This is a genomic window from Streptomyces sp. BRA346, from assembly GCF_052851135.1.
Genome location: NZ_JAIWIH010000179.1, coordinates 1 through 1,316, shown reverse-complemented (window position 1 = coordinate 1,316; position 1,316 = coordinate 1). Strand labels below are relative to the sequence as shown.

At 70.2% G+C, this 1,316-nt stretch carries 1 protein-coding gene; it reads left to right on the top strand.

Annotation, left to right across the window (positions count from 1 at the left end; genetic code table 11):
* Nucleotides 1–15: 15 nt before the first annotated feature.
* Nucleotides 16–1,316: SDR family oxidoreductase (locus tag LCH29_RS44015; protein WP_446467299.1), on the top strand; the 1,301-nt coding region annotated here is incomplete at its 3' end.

Below are 1,316 nucleotides of genomic sequence, written 5' to 3'. Positions count from 1 at the left end.
GCGGTGTGGCCGCCGGTGGGCGCCGAGCCGGTCGAGCTGGACGGCTTTTATGAGAACCGGGCCGAGTCCGGCTTCGAGTACGGCCCGGTGTTCCAGGGGTTGCGGGCTGCTTGGCGGCACGGTGATGCGGTGTTTGCCGAGGTTGCGCTGCCAGAAGAGGTTGAGCCCCGTGGGTTTGGTGTGCATCCCGCTCTGCTGGACGCGGTATTGCACGCAGCGGTGTGTGCAGGTGGTGACGAGGGCGCCGAAAACGGGGTGCTCCCGTTTTCCTGGGAGGGTGTGTCGTTGTTCGCCTCGGGGGCGACGACGGTGCGTGCTCGGCTGTCGTACGGCGGGCGGGAAGCGATCAACATCGCGGTCTCGGATGCGGCAGGCGCGCCGGTCGCTTCGGTGGACGGCCTCCTGGTCCGCCCGGAGATGGTCGGCCGGGATTCGTTGTTCCGGGTGGAGTGGGCTCCGGTGGCTGAGGGGACGGACGCCGGGCCGTCGGTGGTTGCGGTGGTCGGCCCGGACGACGGTCTGAGTGGCGGGCTGCGGGATGCGGGGATCTCGGTAGTGGCGTGCGCGGATCTGGCCGCGTTGGCTGTGGCTGAGGCCCCGGTGCCGGATGTGGTGTTGGCCGAGGTGGAGGTGGAGCGGCCCGGTGACGGGGTGGTGGATTCCGCCCACGCCACGGTGGCGCAGACCCTGGGCCTTGTCCAGAGGTGGCTGGAGGGAGAGCGGTTCGCGGGGTCTCGTCTGGTCGTGGTGACGCGTGGTGCTGTCGGTGATCTGGCGGTGGCGTCGGTGTGGGGTTTGCTGCGGTCGGCGCAGTCGGAGCATCCGGGTCGGATTGGGCTGCTGGACCTTGGTGACGGTGCTGTGTCGGGGGCGGTGTTGTCGCGGGCGTTGGCGCAGCCCGAGCCGGAGCTGATGGTTGGTGATGAGCAGGTCTTGGTCCCCCGGCTGACGCGGATGCCCGTTCCAGAGTTGCGTGCGGCGTCTTGGGAGCCGCGCGGCACGGTGTTGATCACGGGTGGTACCGGGGGTCTGGGCGCGGTGGTGGCCCGGTACCTGGCGGCCGAGCACGGCGTACGGGACCTGCTCCTGCTGTCCCGGCGGGGGTTGGCGTCGCCGGGTGCTGAGGACCTGGTCGCCGAACTCGCCGGATTGGGTGCCCGCGCCGAGGTGGTGGCGTGTGATGTGGCTGATCGTGAGGCGCTGGCGGAGGTGCTGGGCGGGCGTGAGGTTTCGGCTGTGGTGCATGCGGCCGGTGTGCTCGATGACGGTCTGTTGGGTGCGTTGACTCCGGGGCGCCTTGATGCGGTGTTGCGTCC